The sequence below is a fragment of the Pseudomonas frederiksbergensis genome, from assembly GCF_003732665.1.
Lineage (GTDB): Bacteria > Pseudomonadota > Gammaproteobacteria > Pseudomonadales > Pseudomonadaceae > Aquipseudomonas > Aquipseudomonas frederiksbergensis_G.
Map to the genome: position 1 here is coordinate 1 of NZ_MOBP01000027.1, position 15,766 is coordinate 15,766.

The window sequence follows — 15,766 nt, forward strand, 5'->3', positions numbered from 1 at the left end:
ATCTCTCGTTAGCGGGAGGCGAATTCTACAGCGTTACTCGCTGCTGTCAACACCTCTTTTTCAACCCCCTTTGCGCTTCGATGACCTGAAGCAACTCGCTGCCGAAACCTGCGTAACTCTTTGTTTACCAAGGAGTTTTCCGTTTCGACTGCGCCGGAAGTGGGGCGAATTATAGACTTCCAGAATCTGCCGTCAAGCCCTGATTTCAGCTTTATTCGGATTTGAGCGTAATACGCGCAAATGCCTTCTTCCCGGCCTGGCAAACGTGGGTCGCACCAAGTACGTATATAAAGGTGCGATCGACAACCTCACCATCTATACGCACACCACCAGAATTCAGAAGATCGCGGGCCACTGCCGAATTCTTCACCAGACCAGCCTTATTAAGGACGGCGGCGATTGGCATATCTTCAGTAGCGGTCAATTCGATCTCTGGCAGATCATCTGGCAGCTCGCCGTCCTTCATACGGTTACCTGCTGCACGGTGAGCATTGGCCGCAGCCTCTTCACCATGAAAGCGCGCAACGATCTCTTCAGCCAGCTTGATTTTGATGTCCCGCGGATTGGCGCCGGCTTCGACATCAGCCCGGAACGCATTGATCTCATCCATGGAACGGAAGCTAAGCAATTCGAAGTAACGCCACATCAGCGCATCCGGAATGGAAACCAGCTTGCTGTACATCACACCCGGCGCTTCCTGGATACCGACGTAATTGCCCAACGATTTGGACATCTTCTTCACGCCGTCCAGACCTTCGAGCAGCGGCATGGTCAGAATGCACTGAGGCTCCTGGCCATAACCCCGCTGCAGCTCACGCCCCATCAGCAGGTTGAACTTCTGGTCCGTACCGCCCAACTCGACATCCGCACGCAAAGCTACCGAGTCATAGCCCTGAACCAGCGGATAGAGGAACTCATGAATGGCGATGGGCTGATTGGTCGTGTAGCGCTTATCGAAGTCGTCACGCTCAAGCATACGAGCGACGGTGTACTGCGAAGTCAGGCGAATGAAATCGGCCGGACCCATTTGATCCATCCAGGTGGAGTTAAAGGCCACCTCGGTCTTGGCCGGATCCAGAATCTTGAAGACCTGAGTCTTGTAGGTCTCGGCGTTTTCGAGAACCTGCTCACGGGTCAGCGGAGGACGGGTAGCACTCTTGCCACTCGGATCGCCGATCATCCCGGTGAAGTCGCCAATCAGGAAGATCACCTGGTGACCCAGCTCCTGGAACTGGCGCAGCTTATTAATAAGCACCGTATGACCCAGGTGCAAATCCGGCGCAGTTGGATCGAAGCCCGCCTTAATACGTAGCGGCTGGCCACGCTTGAGCTTTTCGATCAGCTCGGACTCGACCAACAGTTCTTCCGCACCACGTTTGATCAGCGCTAGCTGCTCTTCAACCGACTTCATAACAGACCCGCAAGGCTCAGATTCAAAGGGAACCAACCATACAAGATCGCGCACCAAATACAAGTTTTGCCCGGCGCACGCACGCCAATCCACGGACAGAGCATCCGCGGCTTGCTTCAGAGATGATTTGGTTATATTTTATACAGTTATTTCATCTTCATCATGTCATTCATCTTTTCCAATTCATCTTTTTCAAAGTCAAAATTACCTATGACCACAGAACCGTCTAAAGCGCCGCCGCTTTACCCGAAGACCCACCTGCTTGCCGCAAGTGGTATCGCCGCCCTTCTCAGTCTGGCTCTCCTGGTATTTCCTTCCAGTGATGTTGAAGCCAAAAAGACAACCCTGAGCCTTGAACTGGAAAGTCCTGCTGAACAACTGACACAAGATCAAGACGCTGCTGACGCCGTCCAAGCCACAAATGAACCCGCAGCTTCCCCTTTCGCGCAGATCGAAGACAGCGCCGAAGACACCCAGGAAACCGCCCAGGCAGCCCCTGAGCCAGTGGTCGAACCGAAGAAGGCCCCCAACCACAAGGAAGTGATCGTTGGCAAAGGCGACACCCTCTCGACCCTGTTCGAAAAAGTCGGCCTTCCAGCCGCATCGGTGCACGAAATCCTGGCGAGCGACAAACAGGCCAAGCAGTTCAGCCAGCTCAAGCACGGCCAGAAGCTCGAGTTCGAACTGAACCCTGAAGGCCAGCTGACTAACCTGCACAGCAAGGTCAGCGACCTCGAAAGCATTACCCTGACCAAAAACGATAAGGGTTATGTCTTCAACCGCATTACCGCCAAACCGACCGTGCGCTCCGCCTATGTTCATGGCGTGATCAACAGCTCGCTGTCGCAGTCCGCTGCGCGCGCGGGCCTGTCCCACAGCCTGACCATGGACATGGCCAGCGTGTTTGGCTACGACGTCGACTTCGCCCAGGACATTCGTCAAGGTGACGAATTCGACGTGATTTATGAGCAGAAAGTCGTCAATGGCAAGGCGGTCGGCAATGGCCCGATCCTTTCCGCACGCTTCACCAACCGCGGCAAAACTTACACCGCCGTGCGTTACACCAACAAACAAGGCAATAGCAGCTACTACACTGCTGACGGCAACAGCATGCGCAAGGCGTTCATCCGCACCCCGGTGGACTTCGCCCGCATCAGCTCGAAATTCTCCATGGGCCGCAAACACCCGATCCTGAACAAGATCCGCGCCCACAAAGGCGTCGATTATGCGGCGCCACGCGGCACGCCGATCAAGGCTACCGGCGACGGTAAAGTGCTGCTGGCCGGTCGCCGCGGTGGCTACGGCAACACCATCATCATCCAGCACGGCAACACCTACCGTACGCTGTATGGCCACATGCAAGGCTTCGCCAAAGGCGTGCAGACCGGCGGCAGCGTCAAGCAAGGCCAGGTGATTGGCTACATTGGCACCACCGGCCTGTCCACCGGCCCGCATTTGCACTATGAGTTCCAGGTCAATGGGGTGCATGTCGACCCGCTGGGCCAGAAGCTGCCGATGGCTGATCCGATCGCCAAGGCCGAGCGCGCACGCTTCCTCGCGCAAAGCCAGCCGCTGATGGCGCGGATGGATCAAGAGAAGGCCACCATGCTCGCTTCGAGCAAACGCTAAGTAATGGCGCTCTATATAGGTGTGATGTCCGGGACCAGCCTCGATGGCCTGGACATTGCGCTGATCGAGCAAGCCCCGGCGATCAAGCTGATCGCCACTCACTACATCCCCATGCCTGAATCCCTGCGCGCCGAGCTGCTTGGGTTGTGCGCCAGCGGCCCGGACGAGATTGCCCGCTCCGCCATTGCCCAGCAGAACTGGGTGACACTGGCGGCACAGGGCATTCACACCCTCCTTGATCAACAAAACCTGAAAGCCGAAGACATTCGCGCGATTGGCAGCCACGGCCAGACCATTCGCCACGAACCGGCACGCGGGTTCACCGTGCAAATCGGCAACCCTGCCCTGCTGACCGAGCTGACCGGCATCACCGTGGTCGGTGATTTCCGCAGTCGCGACGTCGCTGCTGGCGGTCAGGGCGCACCACTGGTTCCGGCCTTCCACGAGGCTTTGTTTGAAGAACAGCCTGGCAACCGCGCGGTGTTGAACATTGGCGGTTTCAGCAACCTGAGCCTGATCGAACCTGGCAAGGCTGTTGCTGGTTTCGACTGCGGCCCGGGGAATGTGCTGCTGGATGCCTGGATTCACCAGCAACGAGGCGATAATTTCGACCGCAACGGCCAATGGGCGGCCAGCGGCAAGGTTGAGCCGACCTTGTTGAGCGAACTGCTCAGCGATCCCTTCTTCGTGACCCAAGGCCCCAAGAGCACCGGCCGTGAAGTGTTCAATCTGCCCTGGCTAATGCAACACCTGTCGCACCTGCCTGCCTTCGCTCCTGAAGACATACAGGCGACCCTGCTCGAACTGACTGCCCTGACCATTGTTGAGTCACTGCAAAGTGCCCAATCAGATACCCGTGAACTACTGGTCTGCGGCGGCGGCGCCCACAACGCTACGCTGATGGCCCGCTTGGCGAGCCTGCTACCGAACGCCAACGTCAGCAGCACCGCCGCTTACGGTGTCGACCCAGACTGGGTCGAAGCCATGGCCTTCGCCTGGCTGGCCCATTGTTGCCTCGAAGGCATCCCGGCCAATCGCCCAAGCGTCACCGGCGCCCGCGGCTTGCGCGTACTCGGCGCCATCTACCCCGCTTAAAGGCCAGACAGCAAAACGCCGCAGGATCATGAAACCCTGCGGCGCCTTGTAATTCGGTGATGCGCGATCAGATCGAGAACGAAGAACCGCAGCCACAAGTGGTGCTGGCGTTCGGATTCTTGATCACGAAGCGCGAACCTTCCAGACCTTCCTGGTAATCCACCTCGGCACCTGCCAGGTACTGGAAGCTCATTGGATCAACCACCAGACTCACACCTTCGCGCTCGACGATGGTGTCGTCATCGGCCACTTCTTCATCGAAGGTAAAGCCGTACTGAAAACCTGAACAACCACCGCCCGTAACGAATACGCGCAGCTTCAAGCGATCATTCCCCTCTTCATCGACCAGGCTCTTCACCTTGTGCGCGGCACCGTGGGTGAATTGCAAAGCCGTGGGGGTGAAGGATTCGACGCTCATGCTAACTATCTCCCGGCGTTACGCCGCCATAATGCGTGATGACGGGCATTATCCGCTTCTCCTAGAAAATTGGTCAACTATTGTTACGGTATATCAATCGAACCAATTGCCCATCTGGAATGCAAAAAGGCCCTTGCGAAGGGCCTTTTTGCTGAGCGGGATAAAGCCTTACGGCAGCATGCCCGCGTGGGACAGGCCCAGACGCTCATCCAGCCCGAACAGGATGTTCAGGTTCTGCACCGCCTGGCCCGACGCGCCCTTGACCAGGTTATCGATCACCGACAACACCACCACCAGGTCACCATCCTGTGGACGATGCACGGCGATACGGCAAACGTTGGCACCACGCACGCTGCGGGTTTCCGGGTGGCTGCCGGCGGGCATCACATCGACGAACGGTTCGTTGGCATAGCGCTTTTCAAACAATGCCTGCAGATCCACCGAGCGATCGACGACGGTCGCATACAGCGTCGAGTGAATGCCGCGAATCATCGGCGTCAGGTGCGGAACGAAGGTCAGGCCAACGTCCTTGCCCGAGGCGCGACGCAGGCCCTGGCGAATTTCTGGCAGGTGACGGTGACCTTTGACGGCGTAGGCCTTCATGCTTTCTGACGTCTCGGAGTACAGCGAACCGACCGCCGCACCGCGACCAGCGCCGCTGACACCGGATTTGCAGTCAGCGATCAGGCGAGAAGTATCCGCCAGACCTGCTTCAAGCAATGGCAGGAAACCCAATTGGGTTGCGGTTGGATAGCAACCCGGCACAGCAATCAGGCGCGCTTGCTTGATTTGCTCGCGATTCACTTCCGGCAGACCGTAGACCGCCTCTTCCAGCAGCTGCGGCGCACCGTGCGGCTGGCCGTACCACTTGGCCCACTCATCGGCGTCTTGCAGGCGGAAGTCCGCCGACAGGTCGATGACCTTGGTCCCGGCGGCCAGCAACTCCCCGGCCAGGGCATGAGCAACACCGTGCGGCGTGGCGAAAAACACTACGTCGCAGGCGCCCAGAGTCTTGATGTCCGGAACGCTGAACGCCAGGCCGTCGTAGTGGCCTCGCAGGTTCGGGTACATGTCAGCCACGGCCAGACCGGCCTCGGATCGGGAAGTGATCACAACCACTTCCGCTTGCGGATGCTGTGCCAACAGACGCAGCAGTTCGACACCGGTGTAACCCGTGCCGCCGACGATACCGACCTTGACCATAAACCTGCCCTCAACGAACCCACTGGAAAGCCGTCGATAATAGGGCCCGTATCGCCCTGCGACAACCGGCAAGGTGACGTGCGGAGCTTCTAGCCTCTACTATCCGGGCTACTGTGAACCTGGGAATAACTAAAAATGCTCTATCTGTGGCTCAAAGCGTTTCATATCGTCAGCATGGTCTGCTGGTTTGCCGGCCTGTTTTACCTGCCGCGCCTGTTCGTCTATCACGCACAAAGCGAAGACACCGTCAGCAAGGAACGCTTCAGCGTCATGGAGCGCAAGTTGTACCGGGGCATCATGGGCCCGGCGATGATCGCCACCCTGATCTTCGGCATTGCCCTGATCTACCTCAATCCGAGCATCTTCAGCCAGGGCGCGTGGATCCACGCCAAGTTGACCCTCGTAGTGATCCTGATCGGCTACCACCACATGTGCGGCGCCCAGGTAAAACGCTTTGCCCGTGGCGAAAACACCCGCAGCCATGTCTTTTATCGCTGGTTCAATGAAGTGCCGGTTCTGATATTGCTGGCTATCGTAATTCTGGTCGTCGTTCGGCCGTTCTAATCCAATAAGCACACATCTATCGGGGTACTTCCAATGTCGCTGCCCGCTCTGCTTGAACAACGTTTGCGTCTGCCCGTGGTGGCAGCGCCGATGTTCCTGATTTCCAATCCTCAGTTGGTGCTGGCCTGCTGCCGTAATGGCGTGGTGGGCAGCTTCCCCGCGTTGAACCAGCGCGAGAGCAGCGGCTTCAAGGCCTGGCTGGAAGAGATCGAAGCAGGGCTGGCGGCACTGGAGAACCCGGCGCCTTATGCGGTGAACCTGATCGTCCACAACAGCAACCCGCGCCTGCAAGCGGACCTGGAGATTTGCATCGAACACAAAGTGCCGATCGTGATCACCAGCCTCGGCGCGGTGAAAGAGCTGGTCGATGCAGTGCACAGCTATGGCGGCCTGGTGTTCCACGACGTGACAACCCGTCGCCATGCCGAGAAAGCCGCCGAAGCAGGTGTGGACGGTTTGATCGCCGTGGCTGCCGGCGCCGGTGGTCACGCCGGGACCTGGAGCCCGTTTTCGCTGATCGCCGAGATCCGCCAGTTCTTCGACAAGACCCTGCTGCTGGCCGGTTGCCTGAACCATGGCCACGAAATTCTGGCCGCGCAATTGCTCGGTGCGGATTTGGCCTACTTCGGAACGCGATTTATCGGCACCACTGAAAGTCATGCGCCTGACGCCTACAAGCAGATGTTGCTGACTTCCAGAGCGGCGGACATCGTGCATACTCCAGCGGTGTCGGGCGTGCCGGCGAGTTTCATGCGCCAGAGCCTGGAGGCGGCCGGTTTCGACACGGCGGCGCTGCAAGGCAAAGGCGAAGTGAACTTCGGCGCCAAGCTCAAGCCTATAAGTGATGAAGCCAAGGCCTGGAAAACCGTGTGGTCTGCCGGCCAGGGCGTGGGGGAAATCGATGACTTGCCAAGTGTCGATCAATTAGTCGCACGGCTCGACGCGGAATACCGTAAGGCTCTGGAACTGGCGGCACAGTTGCCCAAGCGCTGGCCACGCTGACCGTATAACGTGGCCGGCCTCTTGCGGCGGGCCTTCACTGCTTCATCGCAACACCCCTTTTTCAAAACCTGCGCGACAAGGATGCCTCGGATATGAGCGAAAACCGTTTCAAGATTGTCTTCGACGGCGCTCTGCTGCCAGGTGTCGACGCTACCACTGCCAAACTCAACCTTGCCGAGCTGTTCAAAAGCGACGTCGCGGCGATCGAACGGCTGTTCGGTGGCCGTCCGGTTACGCTCAAGCGGGACTTGTCACAGCTTGATGCACAGTCCTACCTCCAGGCACTGACAAAAACCGGTATTGACGCCCGCATCGAAGCCGAACCTTCGATCGAGCTGAACCTGTCCGATGTCCACGATCACGCCCCCGCCCCCGTTAATTACCAAACGGTAACGGCAGATCCTGAATCGCCGTATGCCCCGCCACGGGCAAGCGTCGGCGAAACCTTGCCGGCGTTCGCCACCCTCAAACCCTTCAGCTTCGCCGGGCGTATCGGTCGCTTGCGGTTCCTGGCCTGGACCATGGCCCTGACGCTGGTGACGTTGGCCGTGGGTTCGGTGCTGGCGATTTTCGGTCTGGCCTTGATCAGCGCAGACTCGACTGCGGGACTGATTCTCGGTGGCCTGGTGGCTTTTATTCTTTTCGTCGCGCTGGGGTTCGTCAGTATTCAGTTCAGCGTCCAGCGCCTGCACGACTGCGGCTGGTCCGGTTGGCTGTGGCTGTTGAACCTTGTGCCGTTCGTGGGCGGCTTCTTCCCGTTTGTGATCATGGTGGTTCCGGGTAACGACACCGCCAATCAGTACGGCGCACCGCCTCCGCCCAACAGCACGGCAGTCAAGGTACTGGCCTGGCTCTGGGTCGTGTTTATCGCGCTGATCTTCATCGGTGCGTTGGCCGGCGGCATCACCGCCATCCAGCAAGAATACGAGAACGCTGCCGAAACCAGCTATGACAGCGGCTCGGTGACGACCGACGAAGTCGAAGCCGAACCCGCCGAAGAAGCTGAGCAAGTACCAAATTCAACGGACGATGCAGCCGAAGAAGCCCAGCCCCCTGTAGACTCTGCGAAAGAATGAACAGCGCTCCCCGCCCGTGACACCTGCGTCGCCGGCGCGGAGCTGTTGCGATGGAGAACTGCATGACCCGTTACGCTCTGATCACTGGCGCTTCCAGCGGCATCGGCCTGGCGATGGCCGAAGCGCTGGCCCGGCGCGGCCGCAGCTTGATCCTGGTGGCCCGACAACGTGATCAGCTGGAAAGTATTGCGATTGAACTGACTCAGCGTTTTGGCGTGGAAGTGCTATTCCGCGCCTGTGACCTGGGTGAGCCGTTAAGGCTGTCCGGGTTCCTGCTGGAACTGGAAGAAGGCGACCGCCAGATAGACCTGCTGGTCAACTGCGCCGGCATCGGCACCTGCGGACCGTTCCTGGCCCAGGACTGGATGACCGAACAAGACCTGATCGAGGTGAACATCCTGGCCCTCACCCGCCTGTGCCACGCCATCGGTAACAGCATGGCGCTGCAGGGCGGCGGGCAGATTTTGAATGTCGCCTCGGTGGCGGCCTTCCATCCCGGCCCGTGGATGAGCACTTACTTTGCGAGCAAAGCCTATGTGCTGCACTTTTCCGAAGGGTTGCGCGTCGAGCTGAAGAAATGCGCGGTCAAGGTGTCGGTGCTATGCCCAGGCCCGACGCGCACAGGATTTTTCCACACCGCGCAACTGGACACCGCAAAAGTGAAGGACAGCAGACTGCTGATGAGCCCGGAAGAAGTTGCGCTGTACACCGTGCGCGCCCTGGAAAAAAATCGCGCCATCATTATTCCCGGAAGGTTGAATCGCTGGTTCGCCTTCCTGCCGCGAGTCGGCTCGCGCTGGCTCAACCGGACAATCTCCGGCATGGTCAACAAGGCCTATTGCCCGCGCTAAATACCACTGAAGGTAAAAGGCTGGGCTCGGGTCTGCCCCCATGGGTACACTCAGGCCAGCCCAAACAACGGAGAAACAGCTGTGGATACTCTGTTCACCAAGATCATCAACCGGGAGATCCCGGCCAAGATCATCTACGAGGACGACCAGGTACTGGCCTTCCACGACATCGCTCCACAGGCACCGGTGCATTTCCTGGTGATCCCGAAGAAAGCGGTGCGCACCCTCAATGACCTGACCGAGGACGACAAGGCATTGGCCGGGCACATCCTGTTCACCGCCCAACGCCTAGCGCTGGAACTGGGTTGCGAAAAAGGTTTCCGCGTTGTCATGAACTGCAATGAAGAAGGTGGGCAGACTGTCTATCACATTCATATGCATGTGCTCGGTCAACGCCAGATGCACTGGCCGCCGGGTTGATTCTCTACCCGTCCCTGTAGGAGCGAGGCTTGCCCGCGAAATGGTCGACGCGGTCATTCAGATAGAACGCGTTATCGTTCTTCGCGGGCAAGCCTCGCTCCTACAGGTTCAGTGGTGATCCCGCCACAATGACCCAGCGCAAACCTTCCCCGGCCGATTCGGTTAAACTGGCCGCCGAGATTCCTCCCGGAGGTCAGCATGACTACCCAACGTCACTACTCGCCGATTGACCGTCTTCTGCTGCAAGCCGATGCCGCGATGCGTACCCTGCTGCCGTTCAGTGGCCAGCCGTACCGTCCGTCGCCAGCCATCGTGCAGCCGGAAACGCAAATGAGCGACGAAGACACCCGGCACGTTGCCGGCCTGATGCGCATCAACCATACCGGCGAAGTCTGCGCCCAGGCGCTGTATCAGGGCCAGGCCCTGACCGCCAAGCTGCCACACGTGCGTGCGGCCATGGAACATGCGGCTGAAGAAGAAATCGATCATCTGGTGTGGTGCGAACAGCGCATCCACCAGTTGGGCAGTCACACCAGCATTCTCAATCCGCTGTTTTATGGCATGTCGTTCGGGATTGGCGCAGTTGCCGGCTTGATCAGCGACAAGGTCAGCCTGGGGTTTGTGGCGGCGACCGAGCATCAGGTGTGCAAGCACTTGAATGAACATCTTGAGCAACTGCCGGCCGAGGACGAAAAGTCCCGGGCGATTCTTGAGCAGATGCGCATTGATGAAGAACACCATGCGGAAAGTGCGCTGGATGCGGGCGGTTTCCGTTTCCCGGCGCCGGTGAAGTTCGGGATGAGCCTGCTGGCCAAGGTGATGACCAAGAGTACTTACCGGATCTGAGTTCTCGATTGCCTGATCGGGCCTCTTCGCGAGCAAGCCCGCTCCCACATTGGTCCTGCGAACACAGGTCCATTGTGGGAGCGGGCTTGCTCGCGAAGGCCATCGCACGGTCTGTCCGACCAACAGCAATAAAAAAGGCGACTGCCGTGAGGTAGTCGCCTTTTTTGTGCTCGAAAATCTTAGGTCGGCATGTTGCGCGCGTAGAAGATTTCCAGCATTTCGTGTTTCACACGGTCGGTCACTTGGGCGCGTTGCTCAGTGGACAGGCTGTTGGTGGCATCGCCGAACAGGTAGTTATCCAGTTCGAAGTTCTTCAGCAGCATTTTGGTGTGGAACAGGTTTTCCTGGTACACGTTCACGTCAGTCATCTGGTAACTGTCGCGAGTGTCTTCCGAGAGGTAGTTCTGGATCGAATTGATCTCGTGGTCGATGAAGTGCTTTTTGCCTTCAACGTCACGGGTGAAACCGCGCACGCGATAATCCACGGTCACGATGTCCGAATCGAACTGGTGAATCAGGAAGTTGAGCGCTTTAAGCGGTGAAATGACCCCACAGGTCGACACGTCAATGTCCACACGGAATGTTGCAATACCGTCCACCGGATGGATTTCCGGGTAGGTGTGCACCGTGATGTGGCTCTTGTCGAGGTGGGCCAGGATGATCTCGGGCAACGGGCCCGGGGACTCTTCGATCTGACTGTCGGTCGGGGTTACCGGCTCCTCAGAGATCAGAATCGTGACGCTGGCACCCTGTGGATCGTAATCCTGACTGGCGATGTTCAGGATGTTGGCACCAATGATATCGACAACTTCTGTGAGGATCTGCGTCAGGCGCTTCGCGTTGTACTCTTCATTGATGTACTCGACGTAGGCCTGCTGGTCTTGCGGGGTTTCCGCGTAGCAGATGTCATAGATGTTGAAGCTCAAGGTCTTTGTCAGGTTATTGAACCCGTGGAGCTTGAGTTTGCTTTTCACCGTTAAAAACTCTCTATGTATTGCGGCCCGGGCCGCGTGATCAAGCATGCCCGTCAGATGCGAACAACGCAGCTGCGTAGGACGGTTAACACCTCTTCGCGATGGCGATTTTGGTTGTCAGTTCGGGTGCACGGCCTGTCGGATGACGGGCCACGACCCTGAAAAAAGTGGCGCATTATGCAGACGTCAGCTATGGATCGCCAGAGTCTGCACTGCTTTTATGATAGTTGAATGTCGGATCAACCGAGTTCGATGATCTCGTAGTCGTGGGTAATGGCCACGCCAGCGGCGCCGAGCATGATCGAGGCCGAGCAATACTTCTCGGCGGACAGTTCGATGGCGCGTTTGACCTGGGCTTCTTTCAGGCCACGGCCCTTGACCACGAAATGCATGTGTATCTTGGTGAACACCTTCGGGTCTTCGGTCGCACGCTCGGCTTCGAGGAAGGCTTCGCAGCTCTCGACGGCCTGGCGGGACTTCTTGAGGATGCTGACCACATCGAAATTGCTGCAACCGCCGACACCCAGCAGGAGCATTTCCATCGGGCGAACACCCAGGTTACGGCCACCGGCGTCCGGCGGACCGTCCATGACCACGACATGGCCGCTGCCGGATTCACCGAGGAACATGGCTTCGCCAGCCCATTGGATGCGTGCCTTCATCGCCAAGACTCCACTGTCTAAAAAAGGGTCGCCAGCTTAGCACAGGGCCCCGCAATCACAGCGCCCCGCCTTTATGGGACGGACGTGCCAATCTCCTACACAAATTCTCGAATCTTGTAGGAATGTGTCTGTTAAGCTGGCGCCAATTCACTGGCGCATAGTCAGTTATCAAGCGAATGTAAAAATCGCAGCTTCGCCAGCTCTTACAAAAAAACCAACCACACCGTGCAGTCTTTTCGGGATACAACCATGGTTGCTATTACCCCCACACCCAAAATCAAGAACCTCGACAAGCTGTTGATGCATTGCCAGCGCCGCCGTTACGCGGCCAAGAGCAACATCATCTGCGCCGGCGACAGCTCGGACACGCTGTTCTTCATCATCAAGGGTTCGGTCACGATCCTGATCGAGGACGACGACGGCCGCGAGATGATCATCTCGTACTTGAACGCCGGGGATTTCTTCGGTGAGCTCGGACTGTTTGAACAGGCCGGCCTGGAGCAGGAACGCAGCGCCTGGGTGCGGGCCAAGGTCGAATGCGAGGTCGCGGAAATCAGCTACGCGAAGTTCCGCGAACTGTCCCTGCAAGATCCAGACATTCTTTACGTGCTTAGCGGACAAATCGCACAACGCCTGCGCAATACCACGCGCAAGGTTGGCGACCTCGCCTTCTTTGACGTGACCGGTCGCGTCGCTCGTTGCCTGTTGGAACTGTGCAAGCAGCCGGACGCCATGACCCACCCGGACGGCATGCAGATCAAGGTAACCCGCCAGGAAATCGGGCGGATTGTCGGGTGTTCCCGGGAGATGGTCGGTCGCGTGCTCAAGGACCTTGAGGAACGCAACCTGGTGGATGTCAAAGGCAAGACCATGGTGGTCTTCGGCACGCGTTAAACCGCGAACATACCTGCCAGCAACTGGCGGTACAACGCGTCGAGGCGCTCCAGCGCGTCCGGCGCGGCGAATTTTTCATGCAGGGCGATGTGGCTTTCGGCGCGAACCCGCTGTTCCAGGCCGCACGCCTCATTGAAGCGATTGACCGCCGCGACCATCGACTCCCGCTCGTTATCCAGCAACAACGCCCCGTGCACCAACCCGACCGGACGCGTACCGCCCTTGCTCTGGCGCCAGCGTTGGGCGGTGCCAACCATTTTGCGACCATCGAGATTGACGTTGAAACGGCCATCGCAGAACGCGCCCTCGACTTCGCCCAGTGACGAGACGCCGCCCAATTCATCCAGTAGCTGACAAATCGGATCGCAGAGACGGCGGTAGGCCGTTTCGATGCGGTTTTGGTCACCTTCGCTGCGCGGCGCGGCGTAGACCAGGGCGATGTTGATGGTCGAGGCTGATTGCGGGACCGGTTCACCGCCGGTTTCGCGCAGCAGCACTGGCCAGCCAGCGGCGGCGGAGACTTCGCAGGCGGATTCGAATTGAGGAAGGCGATTCAAGCGTCGAGGCATGACCAGTGCGCGGTCGCTGGGTTGCCAGAACAGCAGGCCGAATTCTGCAGCGCCGGTGCAGACATGGGCCAATAGATCCTGTTCGGCGAGCAGGCCGGCTTCGGTGGTCAGGGAGGTAATCAGGGTCATAAGGTATTCCGTCAGGCTCGAAGTCTGTGGTGCTTCTTATGTCGCCTTCGCGAGCAAGCCCGCTCCCACATTGGAATGCATTTCAAATGTGGGAGCGGGCTTGCTCGCGAAGGGCGCACCTCGGTTTGCCTGCCTGTACTCAGTCGAGTGTCGAACCACTCACCACAGAGCCACGCTCCGGGAAGAACAAGCGCTGCAGTTCCGTGCCCGGGCTTTCGGCGCGCATAAATGCTTCGCCAACCAGAAACGCGTAAACGTCGCTGATTTCCATCAGCTCGACATCGGCGCGGTTGAAAATGCCGCTCTCGGTAATCACCAGGCGATCCCGGGGGATGCGTGGCAACAGGTCGAGGGTGGTTTCCAGGTTGACGTCGAAGGTGTGCAGGTTGCGGTTGTTCACACCCACCAGCGGTGTATCGAGGGTTTTCAACGCCCGATCCAGCTCGTTGCCGTCATGAACTTCCACCAGCACATCGAGGCCGACGCTTTTGGCCACGGCGGCCAGTTCGGCCATTTTCACGTCATCCAGGGCGGAGACGATCAACAGCACGCAATCAGCGCCCAGGGCACGGGCTTCAACGATCTGGTACGGATCGATCATGAAGTCCTTGCGGATCACCGGCAGCTTGCACGCCGCACGCGCCTGTTGCAGATACGCATCGGCGCCCTGGAAGAAATCGATATCGGTGAGCACGGAGAGGCACGTGGCACCGCCCTTCTCGTAGCTCTTGGCGATGTCGGCCGGAACGAAGTTCTCGCGGATCACGCCTTTACTCGGCGAGGCCTTTTTGATTTCGGCAATCACCGCCGGCTGCTTGAGCTTGGCCTGGGCGATCAGTGCCTGGGCAAAACCACGGGGTGCATCGGCTGCCTTGGCCAGACTTTCCAGCTCAGCCAGGCTGACACGGGCGCTACGCTCGGCAACTTCCTGGACCTTGCGGGCCAGAATGTTTTCCAGAACCGTCGGTACACTCATCCCTCATTCTCCACTCGAAATACCGCGGTAAACGCACCCAACTCCTCGAGTTTCTCCCGAGCGAGGCCGGTGTGCAGCGCGTCGTGCGCCAGGGCAACGCCCTCTTTCAAACTTGTTGCGTGGTCAGCGGCATACAGTGCGGCACCGGCATTGAGCACAATCATCTCGGCGGCTTTCTGGCCATTCTCGGTCTTGCGCTTGCCGAGGGCATCGCGGATCAGTTCGAGGGACGCGGCCGGGCTATCCACCGCCAGGCCATGCAGGCTCTGGCTCTTCATGCCCAGGTCTTCCGGCTCGACCCAATATTCGGTGATCTGATCGTTCTTCAATTCGGCGACAAAAGTCGGCGCTGCCAGGCTGAATTCGTCCAGGCCATCCTTCGAGTGCACCACCAGCACATGTTTGCTGCCCAGACGCTGCAAGACTTCGGCCAATGGCCGGCACAGCGCCGGGTTGAATACGCCCACAACCTGATGTTTCACGCCGGCCGGATTCGTAAGCGGGCCGAGCATGTTGAACAGGGTGCGCAGGCCAAGGTCCTTGCGCGGACCGGCGGCGTACTTCATGGCACTGTGGTGAGTCTGGGCGAACATGAAACCGATGCCGACATTATCGATGCAGCGTGCCACCTGGACTGGCGTCAGGTTCAGGTAGATCCCGGCCGCCTCCAGCAAGTCAGCGCTGCCGCTTTTGCCCGATACCGCACGGTTACCGTGCTTGGCCACGGTGCACCCGGCCGCCGCGACCACGAAAGACGAAGCGGTGGAAACGTTGAAAATATTCGCGCCGTCACCGCCGGTGCCGACCACATCGACCACACCGTCGAGGGTCTTGAGTTCAACCTTGTCCGCCAGCTCACGCATGACCGACACCGCGCCGACGATTTCGTCGATGCTTTCGCTCTTCATGCGCATGGCCATCATGAACGCGCCGATCTGCGCGTCCGAGCATTGCCCGGTCATGATTTCGCGCATCACATCGCGCATTTCATCGGTGCTGAGGTCGAGGTGATCGACGATACGGCTCAGGGCTGTCTTGATGTTCATG

Annotated in this window: 17 protein-coding genes; 9 read left to right on the forward strand and 8 right to left on the reverse strand. The window is 58.8% G+C overall.

Going from position 1 to position 15,766, the window contains the following annotated elements:
* Positions 1-211 precede the first annotated feature (211 nt).
* A complete protein-coding gene (gene tyrS / locus BK665_RS32230; protein ID WP_123410505.1) occupies positions 212-1,411 on the reverse strand; it encodes a tyrosine--tRNA ligase in 1,200 nt (399 codons plus the stop codon).
* Between the two features lie 210 nt (positions 1,412-1,621).
* On the opposite strand from tyrS, the gene BK665_RS32235 reads away from it, so the two are divergent.
* Both BK665_RS32235 and BK665_RS32240 read left to right on the forward strand, forming a co-directional pair.
* A complete protein-coding gene (locus tag BK665_RS32235; protein ID WP_123410580.1) occupies positions 1,622-3,040 on the forward strand; it encodes a peptidoglycan DD-metalloendopeptidase family protein in 1,419 nt (472 codons plus the stop codon).
* Positions 3,041-3,043: 3 nt separating this feature from the next.
* Positions 3,044-4,135, forward strand: coding sequence for an anhydro-N-acetylmuramic acid kinase (locus BK665_RS32240; protein ID WP_123410506.1), 1,092 nt, complete (start codon positions 3,044-3,046; stop codon positions 4,133-4,135).
* A 67-nt stretch (positions 4,136-4,202) separates the two neighbouring features.
* Here the strand turns inward: BK665_RS32240 and erpA are convergent, their stop codons facing one another.
* Positions 4,203-4,553, reverse strand: a complete 351-nt coding sequence (gene erpA / locus BK665_RS32245) for an iron-sulfur cluster insertion protein ErpA (protein ID WP_007947969.1) — start codon at positions 4,551-4,553, stop codon at positions 4,203-4,205.
* 168 nt (positions 4,554-4,721) lie between these two features.
* Positions 4,722-5,756, reverse strand: coding sequence for an N-acetyl-gamma-glutamyl-phosphate reductase (gene argC / locus BK665_RS32250; protein WP_123410507.1), 1,035 nt, complete (start codon positions 5,754-5,756; stop codon positions 4,722-4,724).
* Positions 5,757-5,891: 135 nt separating this feature from the next.
* On the opposite strand from argC, the gene hemJ reads away from it, so the two are divergent.
* The 6 genes from hemJ to coq7 all read left to right on the forward strand — a co-directional run bounded on the left by hemJ (position 5,892) and on the right by coq7 (position 10,515).
* Positions 5,892-6,320 carry a protoporphyrinogen oxidase HemJ gene (gene hemJ / locus BK665_RS32255; RefSeq protein WP_123410508.1) on the forward strand — a complete coding sequence of 143 codons (429 nt, stop codon included), beginning with the start codon at positions 5,892-5,894 and terminating at the stop codon, positions 6,318-6,320.
* 33 nt (positions 6,321-6,353) lie between these two features.
* On the forward strand, positions 6,354-7,322 hold the full coding sequence (locus BK665_RS32260) for an NAD(P)H-dependent flavin oxidoreductase (RefSeq protein ID WP_123410509.1): 969 nt from the start codon (positions 6,354-6,356) through the stop codon (positions 7,320-7,322).
* Positions 7,323-7,414: 92 nt separating this feature from the next.
* On the forward strand, positions 7,415-8,398 hold the full coding sequence (locus tag BK665_RS32265; RefSeq protein ID WP_123410510.1) for a DUF805 domain-containing protein: 984 nt from the start codon (positions 7,415-7,417) through the stop codon (positions 8,396-8,398).
* Between the two features lie 62 nt (positions 8,399-8,460).
* Positions 8,461-9,249, forward strand: a complete 789-nt coding sequence (locus BK665_RS32270) for an SDR family NAD(P)-dependent oxidoreductase (RefSeq protein ID WP_123410511.1) — start codon at positions 8,461-8,463, stop codon at positions 9,247-9,249.
* 81 nt (positions 9,250-9,330) lie between these two features.
* The gene (locus tag BK665_RS32275) at positions 9,331-9,669 is read left to right on the forward strand and encodes a histidine triad nucleotide-binding protein (RefSeq protein WP_053162884.1); all 339 of its coding nucleotides are present in this window, start codon (positions 9,331-9,333) and stop codon (positions 9,667-9,669) included.
* Positions 9,670-9,867: 198 nt separating this feature from the next.
* On the forward strand, positions 9,868-10,515 hold the full coding sequence (gene coq7, locus BK665_RS32280; protein WP_123410512.1) for a 2-polyprenyl-3-methyl-6-methoxy-1,4-benzoquinone monooxygenase: 648 nt from the start codon (positions 9,868-9,870) through the stop codon (positions 10,513-10,515).
* A gap of 179 nt (positions 10,516-10,694) precedes the next feature.
* On the opposite strand, the gene speD is transcribed toward coq7, so the two are convergent.
* Positions 10,695-11,489, reverse strand: a complete 795-nt coding sequence (speD, locus tag BK665_RS32285) for an adenosylmethionine decarboxylase (protein WP_123410513.1) — start codon at positions 11,487-11,489, stop codon at positions 10,695-10,697.
* Positions 11,490-11,728: 239 nt separating this feature from the next.
* Positions 11,729-12,151: an OsmC family protein gene (locus tag BK665_RS32290; protein WP_007941657.1), complete on the reverse strand. Its 423-nt coding sequence runs from the start codon at positions 12,149-12,151 to the stop codon at positions 11,729-11,731.
* Between the two features lie 249 nt (positions 12,152-12,400).
* Between BK665_RS32290 and crp the strand changes: the two genes are divergently transcribed.
* A complete protein-coding gene (crp, locus tag BK665_RS32295) occupies positions 12,401-13,045 on the forward strand; it encodes a cAMP-activated global transcriptional regulator CRP (RefSeq protein WP_123410514.1) in 645 nt (214 codons plus the stop codon).
* On the opposite strand, the gene BK665_RS32300 is transcribed toward crp, so the two are convergent.
* The 3 genes from BK665_RS32300 to trpD all read right to left on the reverse strand — a co-directional run bounded on the left by BK665_RS32300 (position 13,042) and on the right by trpD (position 15,765).
* The gene (locus tag BK665_RS32300; RefSeq protein ID WP_123410515.1) at positions 13,042-13,743 is read right to left on the reverse strand and encodes a lipoate--protein ligase family protein; all 702 of its coding nucleotides are present in this window, start codon (positions 13,741-13,743) and stop codon (positions 13,042-13,044) included. The two genes, crp and BK665_RS32300, sit on opposite strands and share 4 nt — an antisense overlap.
* A gap of 139 nt (positions 13,744-13,882) precedes the next feature.
* The gene (gene trpC, locus BK665_RS32305) at positions 13,883-14,719 is read right to left on the reverse strand and encodes an indole-3-glycerol phosphate synthase TrpC (protein WP_123410516.1); all 837 of its coding nucleotides are present in this window, start codon (positions 14,717-14,719) and stop codon (positions 13,883-13,885) included.
* Positions 14,716-15,765, reverse strand: a complete 1,050-nt coding sequence (gene trpD, locus BK665_RS32310; protein WP_123410517.1) for an anthranilate phosphoribosyltransferase — start codon at positions 15,763-15,765, stop codon at positions 14,716-14,718. The genes trpC and trpD overlap by 4 nt, the downstream gene beginning before the upstream one ends.
* Between the last annotated feature and the right edge of the window lies 1 nt (position 15,766).